Genomic DNA, 20,800 nt, shown 5'->3' on the forward strand with positions numbered 1-20,800 from the left:
GGACCAGGAGGACCAGGAAGGCATGGACCGCCTGTGGGGCGGTGGCGGTGTCGTGGACATGCACCGAGCCTCCCGGCCGGAGCGCCTGGCCGCGGAACGGCGGCCCGACCTGTGGACGGGACCACGTCTCGGCGCCGCGGTGGAGGAGGGACCGGACGGTCAGCGCTGCGTGCCGAGCACCGAGGCCGTGATGCCGGTCCGGTCCCACCCGCCGCCGGCGGACTGCAGCACCTGGCCGTCGGACATGCGCAGCAACAGGGCTCCACCGCTGCCGCCGACGATCTGCGTCGCGCTCCCGTCCGGCTTCTGCAGGTCGGTGGCCTGGCCGCCGATCGTCGACCGGACGACGGTCGGTCCGCTCGCGGTCTGCCCGAGCGATGCGACGTCGAGGTCGGTGACCCACGTGGCGGCGACGGCGGTCCCGTCGGCCGCCTGCAGCCGGACCGGGGACCCGAGCGCCGTGGGCGTGCCGTCGGAGTCGCGGACGATGGCCATCACGTACAGGGCGGGACCGCCGTCCGCGTCGATGAGTGCGAGCGCGCGCGTGCCGTCGCGGGAGACCTGGAACGAGACGAGCTGCCCGTCCGGCAGGGTCGAGGACACGGGGTGCTGTTCACCGCGGAAGCTCCACGCGACGACCGACCGTGGGGCGCTCGCCTGGGCGGCCCAGACGAAGCCCTGGTCGTCGATGGACGGCGGCACGAGGCCCGGCCGGGCGTCGAGGCGCAGCGGCTTCTTGCCGCTCTGCACGACGAAGACACCGTCGTCATCGCCGACGGCGGCGTCGGTGCCGGACGCCGTCACGGCGACGGAGCGGGGCGAGAGTGCGGCGATGGCGTCGCTCATGCCGCCGCCGAGCTTGGCGACGTCGCCGGTGCCCGGTGCCGCGTTCCCCACGGCTGAGCCGGCGACGACGAGCGGACGCGGGTCGACGTCGGGGTTCACGACGGCGCTGGTGCCACCGGAGTCGGGCACCGAGAAGGTGGCGCCCTCGCTCGTCATCGTCACCGAGGAGATCGTCGCGACCGAGGACAGCGACCGGGCCAGCTGCTCACGCATCCGGACCTTGTCGACCGTGTTCGCGCGGAGCGCCTCGATCGACAGGTCGACCTGGGCGCTGCCGTTGTCGACCGTCACCGCGTTGAGCGAGAGCTGCGTGCCCTCGGGGAACGAGGACAGCACGGCGCCCTTCATCCAGTCGGCGGGTCCGGCGAGCAGCGCGCTGACGATGCGCGTCGACGTCGAGGACCTGGCGAGGAACCAGCGCTCGTCCGGCACCAGGTAGCGGTACGTGGGGTCGTAGAAGTACAGCGCGTGGGGCTGGAAGACCTGCCCGAAGCTGGCGGGCGTCAGGATGATGCCGTCCGGTGCGTAGCTGATCCGCCACTGCCCGTCCTGCTTGGTGAACTGGTAGGTCAGCGTCGAGGACGTGGGCCGGACGGCCTGGGTGTACTCGCCGTCGCTGTCGACCGTGGCACTCGCGCTGAGGGTGTACGTGAGCTCGCGGTCACCGACCTGTTCGACATCGCCGTCGCCCTGCCGGATGGTGGTGCTCTGCCGCGGGTTCCACTTCTGGGCGAAGGAGTCGCTGAGGAACTCGCGGGCGACGGCGTAGTTGTCCTGGGCACCCGTCGCCGCGTTGACGAACCCGCGCAGGATCGCGCTCTGCCCGGCGCCGGGTTCGGGGGCGCTCGGCCGGAAGTCGACGCCGGACACCGCGTCGTCCTTGAGGCTCTGCCCGGTGCGGACCGCGCCGCCGGTGGGGATCGCGGCGCAGGCGGACACCGCGACGAGCGCGACGGCGGCGAGCAGGACGGCGAGGGCGCCGCGCACGCGGCCGGCGGCGCGTGAGCGGGCCGCGCCGTGTGAGCGGGCCGCGGCGCGTGAGCGGGCCGCGCCGCGTACGCGGCCCGCTCGGCCGGTGGTGGACGGTCTGGGCATCAGCTCGGGTCCTCTCGTGGGCCGTCGTAGGGCTCGTCGAGTTCGGGCAACCGGATCGCGGAGGTCGCGGTCGGCTCCTGCCCGCGCCGTGGGACGGTCAGCACGAATGCCGAGCCCTCGCCCGGCCGTGACCACACGTCGATGCGCCCGCCGTGCAGCTTCGCGTCGCCCAGGCTGATCGCCAGGCCGAGCCCGGTGCCGCCGATGGTGCGCTTGCGGCTGGGGTCGGCCCGCCAGAACCGGTCGAACACGCGCGCGGTGTCCTCGGCGGGCATCCCGACGCCGTGGTCCCGCACCGCGATGGCGACCGTCCGGACGTCGCTGTCGACGACGACGTGCACGGGCTTGGCGTCGCCGTGCTCGATGGCGTTGCCGACGAGGTTCCGCAGGATGCGGCGGATGCGGCGACCGTCGAGCTGCATCGTGGTGTGCCCGCCGGGGGTCGCCAGGCGCAGTTCGACGCCGGCCCGTTCGGCGAGGGGCCGGAACTCGTCGACGATGTCGGTGGTCAGGGCGGCCGGCACCACGGCCTCGGTCTCGAGCTCCACGGCCTGCGCGTCGTAGCGGGAGATCTCCAGCAGGTCGGAGAGCAGGAGTTCGAAGCGCTCGATCTGGTCGTGCATGAGCTCGGCGGAGCGGCCCACCGCCGGCTCGAAGGCGTGCCGCGCGTCGTAGAGGACGTCGCCGGCCAGCCGGATCGTGGTGAGCGGCGTCCGGAGTTCGTGGGAGACGTCGGAGACGAAGCGCTGCTGCACGCGGGACAGTTCGGCGAGCTGGGTGATCTGTCGACTGACCGCGTCCGCCATCCCGTTGAAGCTCCGGGCGAGCGTCGCGACGTCGTCCTGCCCGCGCACCGGGATGCGCTCGTCCAGCCGTCCGGCGGCGATCTTCCGGCTCGTCTCGGCGGCGCCGCGGATCGGCACGACGACCAGCCGCACGACGAGTGACGTCACCAGGGCGATGAGCACGATGAGCGCGACGCCGCCGATCGAGAGCGTCTGGGACACGAAGTCCAGGGTCTTCTGGGCGTCCGACAGGTCGTACACCAGGTAGAGCTCGTACTGGCCGGCGCTCGGCACCTGCAGCGTCGAACCGACGGCGATGCCGGGTTCGCGCCGGCCGCCGTCGTCCAGCTGCACGGGCTGCAGGTGCAGCCGACCGGTGTCCTTGCCGACCTCCTTCCGGAGCTCGTCGGTGATGACGGCGTCGGGGAAGTACTGGCTCGCGCGGTTCTGCAGGGTCTGCGGGGTGGACTGGTTCGGGGAGCGCTCGATCGCGATGCTCGTGCCGCCCGGGCTGGTGGTGTTCGACAGGATCGCCCGCTGCGCCTCGTTCTGCAGCGTCTCGAGCTCGGACTGGTTGTTGTCCTCGGCCGCGGTGGCCGCGTCGAAGATGCCCTGCGCGACGTTGGTGGCGCGCGCGGACTCCGCCTCGATCTGGTCGCGGCGCTGCGCGTACACGTTGCTGGAGATGCTCAGCATCACCGCGGTGCCGATGACGGCGACGGCGAGGCCGGTCGTGGTGACGGTGATCGCCACCGACCGGAACATCAGCGAGCGTCGCCACAGGAAGGCGAACGCCCGCCACGCGCGTCGCGCCCAGTGCCGGAGCCGACGGCGGAGGCGGCCGAACCCCGTCGAGGCGGACGGCGACGGCGGCACGGTGGTCAGGCTCCCCCGGCGCGGTAGCCGACACCGCGGACGGTCGTCACGATGCGCGGGTTGTCCGGGTCGTGCTCGATCTTCGCGCGGAGCCGCTGGACGTGCACGTTCACCAGTCGGGTGTCCGCCTTGTAGTGGTAGCCCCACACCTGTTCGAGCAGCATCTCGCGGGTGAAGACCTGGTTCGGCTTCTCGGCGAGCGCCCGCAGCAGGTCGAACTCGAGCGGGGTCAGGGCGATCACCGCGTCGCCACGGCGCACCTCGTGCCCGGGGACGTCGACGGTGAGGTCCCCGACGTGCAGCACGGCCGCGTCGGACGCCGCGGGTCGCAGGCGGGTACGGATGCGGGCGACGAGCTCCTTCGGGTTGAAGGGCTTCACGACGTAGTCGTCGGCGCCGTTCTCCAGCCCGGCGACCACGTCGGACGTGTCACCCTTGGCCGTGAGCATGATGATCGGCGTGCCGCTCTCGGCACGGATCCGACGGCAGACCTCGATGCCGTCGATGCCCGGCAACATGACGTCGAGCAACACCAGGTCGGGCTTGGTGGCGTGGAACGCGTCGACGGCGTCGTTGCCGTCGCCGCTGAACTCCGGCTCGTAGCCCTCGGAACGGAGGACGATGCCGATCATCTCGGCCAGGGCCTGGTCGTCGTCGACGACGAGGATGCGCGGTGTCATGGTGATGGGACTCCGGAGGGCTCGCGGACGTACCCGGGCAGGCACGTTGCGTTCACGATAGCCGAGGCCCCGTCAGGCCGGGTTCTGCGCCAGGATGGTCGTGTCCGCGCACGACGGCGCGGCCGACGTGAGGGGGCAGTCCGATGGCTGACGACGAGTGGCGCGTCCCGGGGGCGTCCGGCGGTCCGGACGACCGGCCAGGAGGCCCGACCCGGCAACCGACGCCGCCCCCGTGGCAGGGTGGCCGACCCACCGAGCCACCACGGCCCGCCGAGCAGCCCCCGGCGTCGACCGGGCAGCGTCCGGTGATCCCGCTCCGCCCGCTGGGCGTCGGCGACGTGCTCGCCGGCGCGTTCACCGTCTTCCGCCGGAACCCCCGCGTGCTGGTCCTGTGGGCCGTGCTGCTCTCCGGCGTGCTCGGATTGGTCTCGACCCTGGTGACGACCTTCGGCCAGCGGTCGTTGCAGGACCGGATGCTCTCCGCGTTCGACGGGGGTCGCGATGCCGACAGCGTCATCGCCGGCAGCTTCACCCTCTCCCTGGTCATCGCCGTGGCCGTGCCGTTCCTGGCCTACCTCGGTCGCGGGTTCCTGGTTGCCCCGGTCGCGGTCGACACCGGGCAGCGTGTGCTCGGACGCCGCGGCACGTTCCGCGGGCTTTGGGCACTCCTGGCCGGCCGCCGTCTCAGCGTGCTCTGGTGGATCCTGCTGCAGCTCGCCGCGGGCGCCGTCGTCGGCGTGCTCTTCGTCCTGGTCTTCTTCGGGCTGATCGGCGCCGCGACCGCGAACGACGGTGGCACGGTGGCGGTCTTCGTGCTCGGCATCGTGGGGATGGTCCTCGGCTTCTTCGTCGTGCTGGCGTTCCTGAGCACCCGGTTCGCCTTCACGGTGCCGACGATCGCGCTCGAGGGCCGCGGGGTGTTCGCCGCCGCGGCACAGTCCTGGCGCCTCACGCGTGGCGCGTTCTGGCGCACGTTCGGGATCCTCCTGCTCGTCCAGGTCGCGTTCGGCGTCGCCGCGAGCATCGCCAGCGTCCCGCTCTCCCTCGGTGCGACGCTGGTGTCCGGGGTGTTCGACCCGCTCGGTCAGACCGGCGCGTCGTCGGGGACCTCGGTCGGCGCGGTCATCGCGCTCGTGGTCGGCAGCCTGCTCGTCATCGCCGTGCAGTGTGTCACCGACGTGCTGAGCGCCTCGGTCACCACCTTCCTGGCGATCGACCGGCGGATCCGTACCGAGGCCCTGGACCAACGCATCGCCGCGCACCTGGAGACCGGCCGGCCGAGCGACCCGTTCGCTCCGGCGGAACCGGTGGCCCGCCCGCCGTGGGGCGGGCAGCCGTCCGGCCAGCAACCCTGGAACGGCCAGCCGTACGGCCAGCAGCAGCCCTGGGGCGGACCGCCGTCCGGCCAGCAACCGTGGGGCGGTCAGCCATACGGCCAGCAACCGTGGGGTGGGCAGCCGACCGGCCAGCAGCCGCCGCAGTGGGGACCGCCGCAGACGAACCAGCCGCCGCAGTGGGGTCCGCCCCACCCCGGCCAGCACGGATGACCGGCGTCACGCCGGACGAGGCCCGCCGCCTGCTCGAACACGAGCTGGCGAAGCCGGAGTACCGCGGCGCGCAGGCGACGTGGTGGGACCGGGCCTCGAAGGCGTTCCTCGACTGGCTCGGGTCGCTCCGGCCGGACGGCCTGGGCTCCGAGGGCTTCGGCCGGACCTTGCTCGTCATCGCGATCGTGGTGCTCGTCGCCGTCGTCGTGCTCGTCGTCGTCGCACGCGGCCTGCCCCACCGCCGCGCACGTCTGGCTGCCGACCGGGTCGGCGGGGTCCTGGACGACGACGACCTGCGCTCGGCAGCCGAGATCGCCGCAGCGGCACGAGCAGCCCTGGCCCGTGGCGACCACGACGCCGCCGTGCTCGAGGGCTACCGGGCGCTCGCCCGCGGCCTCGGTGAGCGCGACCTGGTGCCCGACGTCCCCGGTGCCACGGCCCGGTCGATCGCGGTCCGCGCCAGCACGCCCTTCCCGACCCTCGTCGATGCGCTGCACACCGCGGCGAGCACGTTCGACGCCGTCCGGTACCTCGGGCGGCGGGCGGACGAAGCAGCTGCCCGGTCGGTGCTCGACACGGCCCGAGCGGTGCAGGAGACGCGGCCGCAGCGGACGACCGGTCCGGCGGTGCCCGCATGAGCAGGACGGCGACACCGGGTGCCGTGACGTCGGTTGCGGTGGACGGGGCCGACCGCGCGACGGACCGCTCGCCGACCCCGCCGCCGCGCGAGGGGCGTGGTCTGCGGCTCGGTCTCTGGGTGGCGATCGTGCTGATCGCCCTGCTGCTGGCGGCCCTCACCGCTGCGATCGGCGGCGGTGCCCCGGCGGCAGAGACCCCGCTCGACCCGAGGTCGCCACGGGCGAGCGGCGCGCAGGCGCTCGTGCGGGTCCTCGAGCAGCAGGGCACCGAGGTCGACGTCGTGCACGACGTCGACCGGGTGGACACGACGACCGGCACGGTGTTCGTCGACGACTCCGCCGGGGTGCTCGCCCCTGCGGTCGCCCGGCGCATCGCCCGCACGGCGCCGCACGTCGTCCTCGTGACGACGAACGACGCGGTGCTCGAGGCGTTCGGGACCCAGGCGACCCCGGCAGCACAGGTGGCGCCGGGCGACACGGTCTCCACCGCGTCCTGCGACATCCCCGCCGCGGCTGCAGCCCGCACCGTCTCGACATCGGGCACCGCCTACACCGTGCGGGACCGGGACGCCGTGCGCTGCGCACCGACCGGCAGCGGCGCGGACCGGGCGTGGGGGCTCGTGCAGGTCCCGACCGAGGCGGGCGAGGTCACCCTCGTCGGCACGACCGACGCGTTCCGGAACGACACGATCACGACCGCGGGCAACGCCGCCCTCGCGCTCGGCCTGCTCGGTGGTCAGGACCGGCTGACCTGGTACGTGCCGACGGCGGGCAGCGCGGACGCGGCACCGTCCCTCGGCGAGCTCGCGCCGCCCTGGATCCCGAGCGCGATCGTGATGCTGGCAGCGGTCGCCGTGGCCGCAGCCGTCTGGCGTGGCCGTCGGCTCGGGCCCCTGGTCGTGGAGCAGCTGCCCGTGGTGGTCCGTGCCGCGGAGACCACCGAAGGCCGTGCACGCCTCTACGCCCGCACCCGTGACCGGACGCACGCCCTGGACACCCTGCGCATCGCCGCTGTCCGGCGCCTCGCCCGCACGCTCGGGCTGGGCCGGTCCGCGCACGTCGACGCGGTGGTCCAGCGCGCGGCGACGGTGACCGGCCGACCGGCACCGGCCCTCGGCCAGGTGCTCGTGGGCGGGACGACCGCCGACGACCGTGCCCTGGTCGACGGTGCCGCGGCCCTGGACGAACTCGAGCGCGCCGTGACGCGCGCCGTCGCCGGGGACGCACCACGGGCCTCCCGTCCGGTACCGGACCAGCCCACGGACGGACCGCAGCCCGGCCCGTCACCCCACCCACGGACCGGACCGACACCGGACCAGCCGACCGACCGCCGCCCAGGAGGACGACCATGACCGACCAGACCACGACGACGAGCGCCACGGCAGACACTGCCGCGCTCCGCGACGCCTTCGGGCGGGTCCGCGCCGAGGTCGGCAAGGCCGTCGTCGGACAGGAAGGGGCAGTCTCCGGCATGATCGTCGGTCTGCTCGCGCAGGGGCATGTGCTGCTCGAGGGCGTCCCCGGCGTCGCGAAGACCCTGATGGTGCGGAGCCTGGCGGCGGCGATGTCGCTCGACACGAAGCGCATCCAGTTCACCCCGGACCTGATGCCCGGCGACGTGACCGGGTCGCTGGTGTACGACGCCTCGACGGGGACCTTCCCGTTCCGCGAGGGCCCCGTGTTCACGAACGTACTGCTCGCCGACGAGGTGAACCGCACGCCGCCGAAGACCCAGTCGGCGCTCCTCGAGGCGATGGAGGAGCGACAGGTCAGCGTGGACGGGTCGCCGAAGCCGCTGCCCGACCCGTTCTTCGTGGCAGCGACGATGAACCCGATCGAGTTCGAGGGCACGTACACGCTGCCCGAAGCGCAGCTCGACCGGTTCCTGATGAAGCTGACCCTGGACGTCCCGCCGCGTGACGTCGAGTGGCAGGTGCTCCGACGGCACGCCGACGGGTTCTCGCCGCGCGACGTGCGCTCCGCGGGCATCACCCCCGTGGTCGGTGTCGACGAGGTACTCGCCGCGCAGCGCGCCGTCCGCGCGGTCGGTGCCCGGGACGACGTGCTGGCGTACGTGGTCGACCTGGCCCGTGCGACCCGTGCGGCACCGTCGGTCCGCGTCGGGGTGAGCCCGCGCGGCGCCACGGCCCTGCTCGCGGCGGCGAAGGCCTGGGCCTGGCTCACCGGGTACGACGCGATCACGCCCGACCACGTGCAGGCCATGCTGCTGCCGGTCTGGCGGCACCGCATGCGGGTCGCCGCGGACGCCGAGCTCGAGGGCATCGGTGCCGACGGCGTGCTGCAGCAGGTGCTCGAGCAGGTGCGGGTCCCGATCTAGTGGCGATCTCGGGGCGCTTCGTGGTGCTGCTCGCGGTGGCCGTCGTGCCCACCGTGCTGCTGGCGAGCGGGTGGGCGGGGCTGGCGTGGATCGCGGTCGTGCTCGTCGCGGCCGCTGTCGACGTGGTGCTCGCGGCGGACCTGGGCGCCGTGCAGGTCGAGCGCCGGATGCCGCGCCTGGCACGACGGGACACGGTGGCCGACGGCACGCTCGTGCTCGTCAACGCGGGCCGACGCCCCGTGCGCGCCGTGGTCCGCGACATGTGGGAGCCCTCCGCCGGGCACCGCCCGGGGCGGAGCCGTCTGACCGTGCCGTCGGGGGAACGCCGGGCAGCGCGCGTGCAGTTCGCCCCCTTCCGCCGCGGCCGTCGGCGGAGCGCGGGCGTCGCCGTCCGCGCGTTCGGTCCGCTCGGCCTCGCGGCACGGCAGCGGGTGCTCGACGCGCCCGCCGAACTCGTGGTCACGCCGCCGTTCCGGTCGCGGCGGCACCTGCCCTCGCGGCTTGCCCGGCTCCGCGAGCTCGACGGCGAGACGACCCTGCAGCTGCGCGGCCACGGCACCGAGTTCGACTCGCTGCGCGAGTACGTCCGCGGCGACGACGTCCGGTCGATCGACTGGCGGGCGACGGCCCGGCGGCAGGACCTGGTCGTGCGGACGTGGCGCCCGGAGCGCGACCGACGGGTCATCGTCGTCGTCGACGCCGGCCGTGCCGGAGCGGGTCGCGTGGGCGACGAACCGCGCCTCGACACCGCGATCGAGGCGGCGCTGCTCGTCGGGGCCCTGGCCGCGGCGGCCGGCGACCGGGTCGACCTGGCCGTCGTCGACGACCGGGTGCGCGGCCGGGTGCACGGTGCGACCCGCGTGGACGTCGTGCAGCGCTTCGGCGAGACACTGGCGCTGGCCGAACCCGGGTTGGCCGCGACGGACTGGGCGGCCGTGCCGGCGCTCGTGGACGCCGTGACGACGCAGCGGTCACTCGTCGTGCTCGCCACGAGCCTGGACTCCGTCGGTGCCTCCGGCGACCTGCTCGCGGTCCTGCCCGCGCTGGCGCGTCGGCACGCCGTGGTGGTCACGGCGGTCGAGGACCCGGCCGTCACCGCGATGGCGCGCGGCGCCGAGGTCGACCGGCACGGCCGTGCGCTCCCGGGCGTCACGTCGGCCGCGGGCCGTGACGTGTACCGCCGCGCCGCCGCGGAGCGGACGCTGCTGGACGCGGACGGGGTGGCCGACGTGGCGCGGCGGTCCGGAGCGGAGGTCGTGCGCGGCACGCCCGAGCAGGTCCCACCGGCGGTCGCCGACGCCTACCTGCGCGCGAAGGCAGCCGGGAGGCTCTGACCGGCTCCGGTACGTCGGCGGGGGCGTCCGGCGCGCGCGTCCGGCGGGCGCGTGGGCGTCCGGCGGGCGCGGGTGGCCGCGTCGCACCCCGGTACGGACATCGCACCCCGGCGCACCGGGGTGCGATGTCCGCCGCGGGGTGCGATGGGCGGAGGCGTCCGCTCAGCCGGCGACGATCTGCGACGCGCCGCGGTCGAACTCCTCGACGTCGCCGCGCTCGCCGGCCCGGGCCGCGCGGCCGCCGACGACCCACTGGTAGGACAGCACCGCGGCGAGGGCTACCGTCCCGATCCCGATCTTCACCGGCCACGGCCAGTCCTGCCGGGTCACGGTGCCCTCGACGATGCCGGAGAGCAGGAGCGTGAGCACGAGTCCGATGGCGACGGTGATGAGCGCCCGGCCGTCCTCGGCGAGGGCCTGCGCACGCGTCCGGGCACCCGGAGCGATCCACGACCAGGCGATCATGAGTCCCGCACCGCCGGCCAGGAAGATCGAGTACAGCTCGAGCTGCCCGTGCGGTGCGATGTACAGGAAGAAGTCCCCGAGCCGGCCCTGCGAGTGCATGATCGCGGCCGAGACGCCGAGGTTCAGCGCGTTCTGCACGATCGAGTACGGCACGAAGAGCCCGGTGATCCCGAAGGCCACCATGCTCGCGGCGATGTAGGCGTTGTTCGTCCAGACCTGCGCGGTGAACGCCCCGAGGCCGTGGTCCGAGTAGTAGTCGACGAAGTCCTGCGTGGCGTACTGTCGGAGCGCGGCGTCGGTGCCGAACGTGGCGACGGCGCCCGGCGTCGAGGCGATCCAGACCGCGGTGATGCCGGCGATGAGGACCGTGGCGACGGCGACCCAGATCGTGACCCACCGGATCCGGTACAGCGCTGCCGGCAGCGCTCGGCCGAAGAAGACGGCCAGCGCGGTGAGCGGATCGGTGGGCGTACCGGTGAACCGGAGCCGGGCGCGGTGCAGCGTCAGGGACAGCCGGTCCCCCGTCGTCGACCGCGGGGACAGGCCACGGATGCGCGCGAGGTCGGTGGCCGCGGACTGGTACGCGCCGACGAGCCGGTCGACGTCCGCGCCCGAGGCCGGGCGGCGCGCGGCCAGGCGGTCGAGTTCGCGCCAGTCGTCCCGGTGGACCTCGGCGTAGGCGTCCAGGTCCATCGGTGCTCCCCCTCGTCGGTGCGGTCGGGCCCCTCGTCCTCGTGGTGGTCCTTCCGCCAGTATGGTCCCATGCCGAAGCGACGACCGCACCGCGACCTGAGGGACGTCCGCTTCGTCCGGACGCTCGACGACACGGGCGACGAACTCGTCGTCGGCGAGGCCGTGGCGCTCGACGTCCTGCCCGCTGGCATCGTGCTCCGACTGGGCGCTGCCCTGCTCGACGGGCTCTGCCTGGTGGTGCTGTACGTCATGCTGCTCATCGGGCTCGCCCGGGTCTGGCCGCGTGGGCTCGACGAGGCGTGGGCGCCCGCCGCGCAGATCGCGGCACTCGTCGTGGTGCTCGTGCTGGTGCCCGCCGCGCTGGAGACGGTGACCCGGGGCAAGAGCGTCGGCCGGTACGCCTTCGGCACCCGGGTGGTGCGGCTCGACGGGGGCGCCGTGGCCTTCCGGCACGCGTTCACCCGTGCGCTCGTGGCGCTGCTGGAACTGTGGGGCACGCTCGGGTCGGTCGCGCTGCTGGTGGCGCTGTTCGGCTCCCGCCCGCGGCGGCTCGGTGACCTGCTGGCGGGCACCGTCGTGCAGCACGAGCGCCTCCCCCGGACCCGCGACCCGATCGTGCTCCTGCCGCCGACCCTGGTCGGCTGGGCGTCCGTCGCCGACGTCCGGGCACTGCCCCAGCGGCTCGAGAACCGGCTCGGGGCGTTCTTCCGCGGTGCCGCGACGGTGCAGCCCGCGGCGCGCGAGGCCACGGCGATCGCGCTCGCGGCCGAGGTCGCCGAGTACGCCCACCCCGTGCCGCCGGTGCCCGCCGAGGACTTCCTGGCCGGGGTCGTCGTGCTCCGCCGAGGCCGGGACCGGCAGGCGTTCGTGACCCGCGCGCAGACGCTCGCCGCCGCTGCCGCCACGGCCACGGCCCGGCCGCCGGGCTTCCCGCGCTGACGTGCGGCCGCGGCGACCCGCGGCGGCGGCGCCGAGTGCGTTCGCACAACCGAACGCACCCGACACCACGCAATCACGCGGTGTCGATTGCCTTTGGTTGTGCGAACGCGGACCGGCCGCGGACGGCCCGGCCGCGGACCGGCCCGCCCCGCCGCCCGCGCCCCCGCCCGCGCGCGTCAGTAGCGGTAGTGGTCGGGCTTGAACGGGCCCTCGACCGGCACACCGATGTACGCGGCCTGCTCGGGCCGGAGCGTGGTCAGCTGCACGCCGAGCGCGTCGAGGTGCAGCCGTGCGACCTTCTCGTCGAGGTGCTTCGGCAGCACGTACACCCCCGTCGGGTAGGCGTCGCGTCGGGTGTGGAGCTCGATCTGCGCCAGCACCTGGTTCGTGAACGAGTTGCTCATCACGAACGAGGGGTGCCCGGTCGCGTTGCCGAGGTTCATCAGTCGCCCTTCCGACAGCACCAGGATCGAGCGCCCGGTCGGCAGCCGCCACTCGTGCACCTGCGGCTTGATCTCGACCTTCTCGGCGCCGGCCAGTGCCTCGAGCCCGGCCATGTCGATCTCGTTGTCGAAGTGCCCGACGTTCGCGACGATCGCCAGGTGCTTGAGCGCCAGCATGTCGTCGACCCCGACGACGCCGAGGTTCCCGGTGCAGGTGACGACGATGTCGACCTGGTCCGCGACGTCCGCCAGGCGGGCGACCTGGTACCCGTCCATCGCGGCCTGCAGCGCGCAGATCGGGTCGACCTCGCTGACGATCACCCGCGCACCCTGGCCGCGCAGCGCCTCGGCCGCGCCCTTGCCGACGTCGCCGTACCCGACGACGAACACGACCTTGCCGCCGATGAGCACGTCGGTGGCGCGGTTCAGGCCGTCGGGCAGCGAGTGCCGGATGCCGTACTTGTTGTCGAACTTCGACTTCGTCACGGAGTCGTTCACGTTGATGGCCGGGAACTTGAGCTCGCCCGTCCGGAACAGCTCGTACAGGCGGTGCACGCCCGTGGTGGTCTCCTCGGTCACGCCCTCGACCTCGGCGGCGATGCGGGTCCAACGGTCGGGCGACTCCTGCAGCGAGGCGGCGATCGTCTCGAGGACGATCCGGTACTCGGCGCTGGCGTCGTCGCCGGCGTCCGGCACGGCCCCCGCGGCCTCGGCGTCGGCGCCGGTGTGCACGAGCATCGTCGCGTCCCCGCCGTCGTCGAGGATCAGGTTCGGGCCACGCCAAGAAACGGGCACAGCCGTGTCGCCGGCGGCCGCGGCCTCGTCGCTCCAGTCGAAGATGCGGCTGGTGCACCACCAGTAGTCACGCAGGGTCTCGCCCTTCCACGCGAACACCGGCACGCCCGCGGGGGCGTCCGGCGTGCCCGTGGGACCGACGGCGACGGCGGCCGCGGCCTCGTCCTGCGTGGAGAAGATGTTGCAGCTGGCCCAGCGGACCTGGGCCCCGAGCGCGGTCAGCGTCTCGATGAGCACCGCGGTCTGCACCGTCATGTGCAGCGACCCGGCGATGCGCGCCCCCGCCAGCGGCTGCGATGCGCCGAACTCCTCGCGGAGCGCCATGAGTCCCGGCATCTCGTTCTCGGCGAGGCGGATCTGGTGACGACCGGCCTCGGCGAGGGTGAGGTCGGCCACGCGGAAGGGTGCGGTCTGGGTCCGGGTGTCCATGCCGTCAGTCTGGCACGCAGCACCTGCGGGACGGGAGGGGCGGTGCGGGCCCGCACCGGGCCTCCCGTCCGGCACAGTGCAGGACCGGTGCCGGTGGTCGGCCCGGCGGTCCGGCTCAGTCCGCCGGGCGCTCCTGCCGGAGCGGCTCGCGGCGGATGACGTGCCAGCCCTGCGGCACGCGGAGCCGCGCGGCGTGCCGCGCGCAGAGGTCGTACCCGTGCGGTTCGACGCGGGTGGAGAGGGGCCCGACGACCACCATCGAGTCGCCGTAGTCGTACGTCAGGGTCGCCGAGGCGCTCGCGCCACAGGCGACCTTGCTGCAGATCCGTACGTCCATCCCGGTCTCGACCCTACCGGCCCGGTCTCGGGGCGCGTGCCGCGTACGATGTGGGGATGCGCCGCAAGCCCCGCCTCGTCACCCCGGTCGACCGTGGCCGCGGACGCTCCCGGCACGGTCGCGGGTACCGCTCCAGCGTCACCGGTCCCGAACTGGCGCCGGTCATCACCCGTGCCGAGGCGTTCGACCGGATCGTCGGGGACACCGCGCACTACCTGCTCGGGCTGTGGCCGGACGAGCTGCACGGCGTCGTGTTCCAGGTCGCGGACATGCCGACCGACGCCGCGCTGCCGGACGCGATGCCACGCTGGCGGGTCGAGCACGACCAGCGGCGCGTGACCGTGTTCCGGATCCCGGTGGAACGGCTCACCCGGTCCCCGGAGAAGGACGACACCGACCGTCGGGTGATCGTCGAGACGGCGGTCTTCCGGGCAGTGGCCGAGCTCATCGACAAGGACCCGTGGGACCTGGCGCCGGACCGCTACCGGCACTGGTGACGGGCCCGCCGCCCGCGTGCCGGGCAGCGCCGCCCGCGCTGCCCGCGTTCCTCAGGGGTAGACGCGGACCGGGGTCGAGACCTCGCTGGCAGGACGGATCGGGAACCCGGCCACGCCGTCGGCCCCCGCGTAGCTGACGCCCGCGACGATGCCACTGGCGCCGGTGATCGTGAGCTGCTTGGCGGTCGCGACGGTCACGGTCGCGGTCGACTGCGACGGCACCTCGACACGCTGGCGGGCGTCACCCGACCGGACGGTGACCCGACGGTCGGTCGCCGTCGGGTTCACCAGGTTCAGCCGCACGCCGTCCCCCGCTGCGACAGCGGTGATCGTGCTGGACCCGAGCGGCTCCGCCGACGCGAACCAGCCGACGTCGGTGGCGTCGCCCTCGGTCGGGGTGGTGGTCCGGGCACCGGTCACGACGGGTTCGGTCGACGAGACGGTGAACGAGTACCGACCGTCCGGGAAGTCGTCCAGGGCGACGTCGGTGACGACCCCGGGCTCGGCGGTCGTGTTGACCGTCGTGCCCCCGCCGTCCGACGTGGTGATGCCGAGCGTGACCCGCGCGGCCCGGGTCCCGGGCACGAAGATGCGCACGACGGGGGCGGCGTCGGCGGTGTCGTCGCCGCGCTGGGAGTCCTGGGCACCGCGGAGCGCGACGGCGGGGATGACCTGGTTTCGGGACGGCGCCGCTCCCCCGGAGACGATGTCGAGCCCGCCCGGCGTGAGCGTGCGGACGACGCTCTCCTGCATGTGGGCGACGATCTGCCCGCCCGACGAGGTGACGTGCACGACGGTGGAGCCCTGGTCCGAGACGAAGCCCGACAGCGGCACGACCTTCTGGCTGTTCGGCGCCACGACGATGCCCGTCGTGCCCGGGGCGTTGACCGTCCCGGTGGCGTCGTAGATCCCCAGGTCGACGGTCGCGTTCACGTCGGTCGGGTTCGACAGGGTGATCAGGCTGGTGCGCCCGGTCTCGGTGGACCCGCCCACGAGCCACGTCGACTGCGAGGGGTCGTCGCACGAGGCCGCGGCGATGCCGACCAGGTCGCCGTCGGAGACGTTCTGGTAGCTCGAGCCCGCGACCTGCGGCGTGGTGTCACCGGCGGGAGCGGTCAGGAGCGTGGGGTCGCTGCTGCCGGTTGACGAGGCCTGCAGGTCTGACCGCTCGACACGCTGGCCGGTGGTGGCGGTCGCGATCGTCGGACGTCCGACCGTGCTGGCGTTCGTGGCGTCGTTCCCGGACTCGTCCGACAGGCGCAGGGCGCTCCCGGCGCAGACGCGTTCGGCGTCGGCGGGGACGGGGGTGACCGTCCGGCCGGCCGGCGTGCCCGGGGTCTGGGCCGTCCCGATGGTGTGCGCGGCCGCGATCGTCCCCGCGGCCACGACGACGGCGATGGCCGTGGCGGTCCCGCGGACCACCCAGCGGCGCGTGGTGGAGGTCATTCGTCGCGCTCCTCGTCGAAGGTGGTCGCCGGTTCGTCGGCCTCGATGACGTTCGACGTCGCCCGGCGGCGGCGCGGCGCCGTGGGCACCGCGAGCAGGGCGGCGGCGCCGAACACCACGCCCAGCACGACCAGGTACAGCGCGTGCGTCGCCCGCGTCGCGGCGGACTCCCCACGGGTGCGGTCGACCGTGCCGTCGTAGTGGAAGAGCTGCCCGTTCGTGGTGTCGCCGATGCTCGTGAACCGGGCGTCCTGGCCGATCGCCCCCGCGGCGCGGTCGTGCACCTGCCGCGCGAGCGCACCGTCCGAGGCGTCGTCGAGCAGCACGAAGCTCACGCCGAGCTCCCGCAGCGCGGGCTCGGGGTCGTAGCCGCTCCGGCTCGCCAGGTTGCCGGCCAGGGTCGCCAGGCGCTCGCCGGCGCCGTTCAGCGACAGGGCCGTCGCGTCGAGCGTGGACTGGTCGTCGAGGGTCGATCCCTGACCGCGTTCCAACGACACCGCGAGGGACCCGTCGGACTGCGGGTCGACGACGAGCGTGCCGACGTCCGGGTTGGCCTGCGCCTCGGCGTTGACGTACGCGCTGAGCACCCGCCCCGTGGTCGGCTGGATGACCGCGGTGCCGAGCGTGAACGCGGCGAACGCCGGGGCCACGGCGACACCGGCGAAGACCGTCGCCACGAGCCCGACGACCGGCGCCTGCCGGGGCATGGTGTCGATGCCGATGCACGCGGCGACCCCGAGCGCCAGCCAGTACACGCTCAGGCCACTGCCGGGCCACACGATCGTCGTGGTGGAGCCGACCCCGGTGACCGTGACGTGGGTCGCGGCGAACGCGGTCGCGAACCCGAGCAGGGCGGTCACCAGCGTGGTGCCCGCGACCGACCAGCGGTGCCCCAGCATCGCCCCGATCGCCGCCACGGCGACCGGCAGTGCCAGGACCGCCATCGCGACGGGCAGCGCGGCCATGACCAGGTCGAGCGGTGCGCTCGCCTGCAGCCAGCCGTTCCAGTCCGGCAGGGGCTGCCCGATCGCGAGCTGCAGGGCCGAGGGTGCGCGGGTGGCCGAGGGCACCCCGGGGTCCGCGAAGACGCCGAGCAGGTTGCCGCGGCCCACCTGCGTGAGCACGAGCGGCAGGAAGAGCACGGCGGTGGGCACCGGGATGAAGACGCGACGGTGGGCGTGGCGCCACCCGGCGGCGAGCGCGACGAGCCACCCGACGAGCAGGACCGGCAGCAGCGACGGGGCCGAGGCGGCGACCCCGGCGAACAGCAGCGCGGCACCGGACGCCGATGCCCACGAGCGGTGGGCCTCCAGCAGCGTCAGGAACAGCCACGGCAGCAGGACGTGGGCGATCACCGCGCCGAGGTGCCCGGTGGTGACGGCCTCGACGAGCGCGGGAGCGAGCGTGTACAGCGCTGCGCCGATCACGGGCACCCACGTGCGCGTGGTCAGCTTGCGCACGACGAACCAGGCGCCGAGCGCGGAGACCGGGAAGGCGAGCAGCATCACGAGCACGACCGCGGTGGACGGCGACCAGGCCACGATGGAGCCGAGCACGGCGAGCACGGCGGCGAAGGGGTCGCTCGGTCCGGTGAACCCGGTGCCCAGGGAGTGGAAGCCGTAGCCGACGTTCTGCCACAGCTGCCCGACCGTGGTGGACATGGGCAGCAGGCCGCCGCCGGTCAGCGCCGGGGACCCGAGCAGGCGGAAGAGCGTGACCACGCTGAGCAGGGCCGCCGCCAGGACGACCCAGATGCCGCCGTCGCCGAGGAACGACGCGCGGGCGACCGGCGCGTCCTCGATCCGGGCGAGTTCGACGTCGCGGGACGTGGTGCGGCGCTCGAGCACCCGGCGCCAGCTGATGCGCAGGGGTTCCACCGCCCCCCACCCGAGCCGCTTCGTCCGCGCGAGGGACCGACGTGACCGGGACGCGCCCCCGCCGAAGGCGACGGCGAACGCGGCAGCGAGCTCCCCCGACACCGCCGCCGGGTGCTTGGCGACGAGGTGCCCGACGGCACGGCCGATCGCGAAGGGGACGAGCGTGAGCCAGTGGATCCACAGGACCCCGGCGGGCGCGTAGGTCATGCGGCGGTGGAGCTGGGCCTGCCGGTGCAGCCGCACGCGACGGGCCTCGGAGAGCTTCCCGCGGCCGAACTCCTCGACCGGACCGGCCGTGGTGGCCCGGGCCTCGGGGACGACGGCGACGCGGTGGCCGGCCAGTCGGGCGCGCACGCAGAAGTCGAGCGCGGCGTCGACGTCGCGCAACGCGGGGTCGAAGCCGCCGAGGGCCTTCCAGACCGACCGCCGCACGAGCATGCCGCCCGCGGCCACGGCCATCACGTCGGTGTGGCGGTCGTGCTGGCCCTGGTCGAGCTCGTCCTGCACCAGGCCGAGCGACCGGCCGAACCGGGTCATGCTCTCGCCGAACGCCCTGATGCGCGCAGGGTCGTCGAGCGCCGTGAGCTTCGGCCCGGCGACGGCGACGGACGGAGCGATCTCCACCGCGGCCAGCATCTCGGCGAGGGCGGTCGGCGCCGGCGCGTTGTCGTGCCCGACGAGCCACAGCCACTCGTCGACGACCTCGTCCGCCTCGGGGAGCGGCGCGGCCTGCTCCCCGACCGTGACGGCGTCGCCGAATGACCGACCCGCAGGGATGCGGGTGAGCTGTGCGGTCCCGCCGAACTCGAGCTGCGCCGTGGACCCGTCGGTGGACCCGATGTCGACGACGACCAGGTTCTCGGGGTGGCGGGTCTGGTTCGCGAGGGCGGCCAGCGTCCGGTCGACGTGGTCGGCCCCGTTCGCGACGACCAGGACGGCGGTGACACGGGGCTGAGCGGAACTGGGCTGCATGACGGGCGACACTCTACGGTCTGGAGGCCCGGCGGCAGCCCGGCGGACCGGCGCGCCGTGAACCTGTGGGGACGATCACCGCGCGGTGCGCGGCGGACGTGCGCCGCGCCTCCTGGACGTCACGCGGCTACGCGCGTTTGCGCAGCTTCCGACGCTCGCGCTCGGACAGACCACCCCAGATGCCGAAGCGCTCGTCGTTCTCGAGTGCGTACTCCAGGCACTGCGACCGGACCTCGCACGAGGTGCAGATCTTCTTCGCCTCGCGCGTGGAGCCGCCCTTCTCGGGGAAGAACGCCTCGGGGTCGGTCTGCGCGCAGAGCGAGTCGACCTGCCAGGCGAGCGCGTCGTCCTGGTCGGTCGCCGGACGACGGACGCCGGGGACGCCGAGCGCCACGGGGTCGACGTGCCAGTCTTCCGGAACTCCGGCGTGGAAGTCGGAACCGCTCACCCTGATCACCCCTTGGTTTCCTCGCTCAGTCCGCACCGTCCCGTTCCCTGTCGGACGATGTCGTTGCCTGTAATTACAGCGGTGTGATTCCCAAAGGTCAAGTCGCGGATCATAGAAGGCACTGACCGTTCCGGCGTGTCATGTCCCCCGTACGGGCGTGTCGCGGCGGTTCTGTCGGCCGACCGGGGGACAACGCACATCCCCCGGGCGCCGATGCGCGGGTGGTCAGGCCACTCGTCGACGTGCCTCCCACGCGCTCGTCACCATGTCGTCGAGCGTGTGGCGCATCGCCCACTCGAGGTCGCGCGTCGCTGCCTCACCTGTCGCGACGATCCGGGCCGGGTCGCCCGCGCGGCGCGGAGCCACCTCGGGCTCGAAGGCGATGCCGGTGCCGCGCGCCATGGCGTCCATGATCTGCCGGACGCTGACGCCGTCGCCGCTGCCGAGGTTGTAGGCCCGCTCGAGCGGCTCCCCTGCCTCGAGCTTGGCGGCCGCGATCGCGTGGGAGTGCGCCAGGTCGGCCACGTGCACGTAGTCGCGCACGCACGTGCCGTCCGGCGTCGGGTAGTCCGTACCGTTGATGCGCGGCGTCCGACCGGCCAGCAGTGCGTCGAAGACCAGGGGGAACAGGTTGTGCGGGCTGGCGTCGTACAGGTCCGGCTCCCCAGACCCGACGACGTTGAAGTACCGCAACGACGTGGTGGTGAAGCCCCGGGCGACCTCCATGTCGCGCAGCAGCCACTCACCGATGAGCTTGGACTCGCCGTAGGGCGACTCCGGGGCCTTCGGGGTCGCCTCCACCACGTTCTCGACGTCCGGCGTGCCGTAGACCGCGGCGCTCGAGGAGAACACGACCTTGTCGACGCCGACGTCGGCCATCGCCCGCAGCAGCGTCGCCATGCCGGTGACGTTCTGCTCGTAGGTGTGCAGCGGGCGCTCCACCGACACCCCGGCGTACTTGAAGCCCGCGACGTGCACGACGCCCGTCACCCCGTGCTCCCGCATCGTGCTCGCCAGCAGCTCGCCGTCGAGGATCGTGCCCTCCACGAACGGCACGTCCTGCGGGACGAAGCCCCGGAAGCCGCTCGACAGGTCGTCGAACGCGACGGTGTCGAGCCCTGCGGCGCGGAGCGCGCGGACGACGTGGGACCCGATGTACCCGGCACCGCCGGTGACCAGCCAACTCATGCTGGTCACGCTAGCGGACCCGGGTGGGCGGACCGGTCCGACCGCGCGCGGAGGGCGGCACCCGTGCGCGAAGCCGCAGCGCGGCGGGGCGGCGCGGCGGCGGCGGGGCGGGGCGGCGGCGGGGCGGGGCGG

17 protein-coding genes are annotated in these 20,800 nt (G+C 74.0%); 7 read left to right on the forward strand and 10 right to left on the reverse strand.

Going from position 1 to position 20,800, the window contains the following annotated elements; genetic code table 11:
- Nucleotides 1-159: 159 nt before the first annotated feature.
- The 3 genes from BIU90_RS05445 to mtrA are packed head-to-tail and all read right to left on the reverse strand — an operon-like array spanning nucleotide 160 to nucleotide 4,282.
- A complete protein-coding gene (locus BIU90_RS05445; protein ID WP_083403729.1) occupies nucleotides 160-1,941 on the reverse strand; it encodes an LpqB family beta-propeller domain-containing protein in 1,782 nt (593 codons plus the stop codon).
- Entirely contained in the window at nucleotides 1,941-3,602 is a 1,662-nt protein-coding gene (gene mtrB / locus BIU90_RS05450; protein ID WP_071299232.1) for an MtrAB system histidine kinase MtrB, read from the reverse strand. Before mtrB ends, BIU90_RS05445 begins: the two co-directional genes overlap by 1 nt.
- Before the next feature lie 5 nt (nucleotides 3,603-3,607).
- Nucleotides 3,608-4,282 carry an MtrAB system response regulator MtrA gene (gene mtrA / locus BIU90_RS05455; RefSeq protein WP_071299233.1) on the reverse strand — a complete coding sequence of 225 codons (675 nt, stop codon included), beginning with the start codon at nucleotides 4,280-4,282 and terminating at the stop codon, nucleotides 3,608-3,610.
- A gap of 143 nt (nucleotides 4,283-4,425) precedes the next feature.
- Between mtrA and BIU90_RS05460 the strand changes: the two genes are divergently transcribed.
- Genes BIU90_RS05460 through BIU90_RS05480 form a run of 5 tightly spaced genes read left to right on the forward strand, consistent with a single transcriptional unit; the run spans nucleotide 4,426 to nucleotide 10,139 of the window.
- Nucleotides 4,426-5,829, forward strand: a complete 1,404-nt coding sequence (locus BIU90_RS05460; RefSeq protein ID WP_083403730.1) for a glycerophosphoryl diester phosphodiesterase membrane domain-containing protein — start codon at nucleotides 4,426-4,428, stop codon at nucleotides 5,827-5,829.
- Nucleotides 5,826-6,467 (forward strand): DUF4129 domain-containing protein, encoded by a 642-nt coding sequence (locus BIU90_RS05465; RefSeq protein WP_071299248.1) that lies wholly within the window; start codon nucleotides 5,826-5,828, stop codon nucleotides 6,465-6,467. Before BIU90_RS05460 ends, BIU90_RS05465 begins: the two co-directional genes overlap by 4 nt.
- Nucleotides 6,464-7,819 (forward strand): DUF4350 domain-containing protein, encoded by a 1,356-nt coding sequence (locus BIU90_RS05470; protein WP_139195128.1) that lies wholly within the window; start codon nucleotides 6,464-6,466, stop codon nucleotides 7,817-7,819. Before BIU90_RS05465 ends, BIU90_RS05470 begins: the two co-directional genes overlap by 4 nt.
- The gene (locus tag BIU90_RS05475; protein WP_071299236.1) at nucleotides 7,816-8,805 is read left to right on the forward strand and encodes a MoxR family ATPase; all 990 of its coding nucleotides are present in this window, start codon (nucleotides 7,816-7,818) and stop codon (nucleotides 8,803-8,805) included. Before BIU90_RS05470 ends, BIU90_RS05475 begins: the two co-directional genes overlap by 4 nt.
- Nucleotides 8,805-10,139, forward strand: coding sequence for a DUF58 domain-containing protein (locus tag BIU90_RS05480; RefSeq protein WP_071299237.1), 1,335 nt, complete (start codon nucleotides 8,805-8,807; stop codon nucleotides 10,137-10,139). The genes BIU90_RS05475 and BIU90_RS05480 overlap by 1 nt, the downstream gene beginning before the upstream one ends.
- Nucleotides 10,140-10,301: 162 nt before the next feature.
- Here BIU90_RS05480 and BIU90_RS05485 read toward each other — a convergent pair whose 3' ends face one another.
- Nucleotides 10,302-11,297, reverse strand: a complete 996-nt coding sequence (locus tag BIU90_RS05485) for a stage II sporulation protein M (RefSeq protein ID WP_071299238.1) — start codon at nucleotides 11,295-11,297, stop codon at nucleotides 10,302-10,304.
- 69 nt (nucleotides 11,298-11,366) lie between these two features.
- On the opposite strand from BIU90_RS05485, the gene BIU90_RS05490 reads away from it, so the two are divergent.
- Nucleotides 11,367-12,236, forward strand: a complete 870-nt coding sequence (locus tag BIU90_RS05490; protein ID WP_071299239.1) for an RDD family protein — start codon at nucleotides 11,367-11,369, stop codon at nucleotides 12,234-12,236.
- 176 nt (nucleotides 12,237-12,412) lie between these two features.
- Here BIU90_RS05490 and ahcY read toward each other — a convergent pair whose 3' ends face one another.
- Complete coding sequence (gene ahcY, locus BIU90_RS05495) at nucleotides 12,413-13,903, reverse strand: adenosylhomocysteinase (RefSeq protein WP_071299240.1); 1,491 nt, start codon at nucleotides 13,901-13,903, stop codon at nucleotides 12,413-12,415.
- 115 nt (nucleotides 13,904-14,018) lie between these two features.
- Nucleotides 14,019-14,240: a DUF3499 family protein gene (locus tag BIU90_RS05500; protein WP_071299241.1), complete on the reverse strand. Its 222-nt coding sequence runs from the start codon at nucleotides 14,238-14,240 to the stop codon at nucleotides 14,019-14,021.
- Between the two features lie 56 nt (nucleotides 14,241-14,296).
- Between BIU90_RS05500 and BIU90_RS05505 the strand changes: the two genes are divergently transcribed.
- Nucleotides 14,297-14,737, forward strand: a complete 441-nt coding sequence (locus BIU90_RS05505) for a metallopeptidase family protein (protein WP_071299242.1) — start codon at nucleotides 14,297-14,299, stop codon at nucleotides 14,735-14,737.
- A 51-nt stretch (nucleotides 14,738-14,788) separates the two neighbouring features.
- On the opposite strand, the gene BIU90_RS05510 is transcribed toward BIU90_RS05505, so the two are convergent.
- From BIU90_RS05510 to galE, 4 genes are all read right to left on the reverse strand, one after another.
- Nucleotides 14,789-16,183, reverse strand: coding sequence for a DUF5719 family protein (locus BIU90_RS05510; RefSeq protein WP_071299243.1), 1,395 nt, complete (start codon nucleotides 16,181-16,183; stop codon nucleotides 14,789-14,791).
- A complete protein-coding gene (locus BIU90_RS05515) occupies nucleotides 16,180-19,032 on the reverse strand; it encodes a glycosyltransferase family 2 protein (protein ID WP_071299249.1) in 2,853 nt (950 codons plus the stop codon). Before BIU90_RS05515 ends, BIU90_RS05510 begins: the two co-directional genes overlap by 4 nt.
- 127 nt (nucleotides 19,033-19,159) lie before the next feature.
- Nucleotides 19,160-19,480, reverse strand: a complete 321-nt coding sequence (locus BIU90_RS05520; RefSeq protein WP_139195129.1) for a WhiB family transcriptional regulator — start codon at nucleotides 19,478-19,480, stop codon at nucleotides 19,160-19,162.
- Nucleotides 19,481-19,705: 225 nt separating this feature from the next.
- Nucleotides 19,706-20,668 (reverse strand): UDP-glucose 4-epimerase GalE, encoded by a 963-nt coding sequence (galE, locus tag BIU90_RS05525; protein WP_071299244.1) that lies wholly within the window; start codon nucleotides 20,666-20,668, stop codon nucleotides 19,706-19,708.
- Between the last annotated feature and the right edge of the window lie 132 nt (nucleotides 20,669-20,800).

The organism is Curtobacterium sp. MCBA15_001 (assembly GCF_001864835.1).
Classification (GTDB): Bacteria; Actinomycetota; Actinomycetes; order Actinomycetales; family Microbacteriaceae; genus Curtobacterium.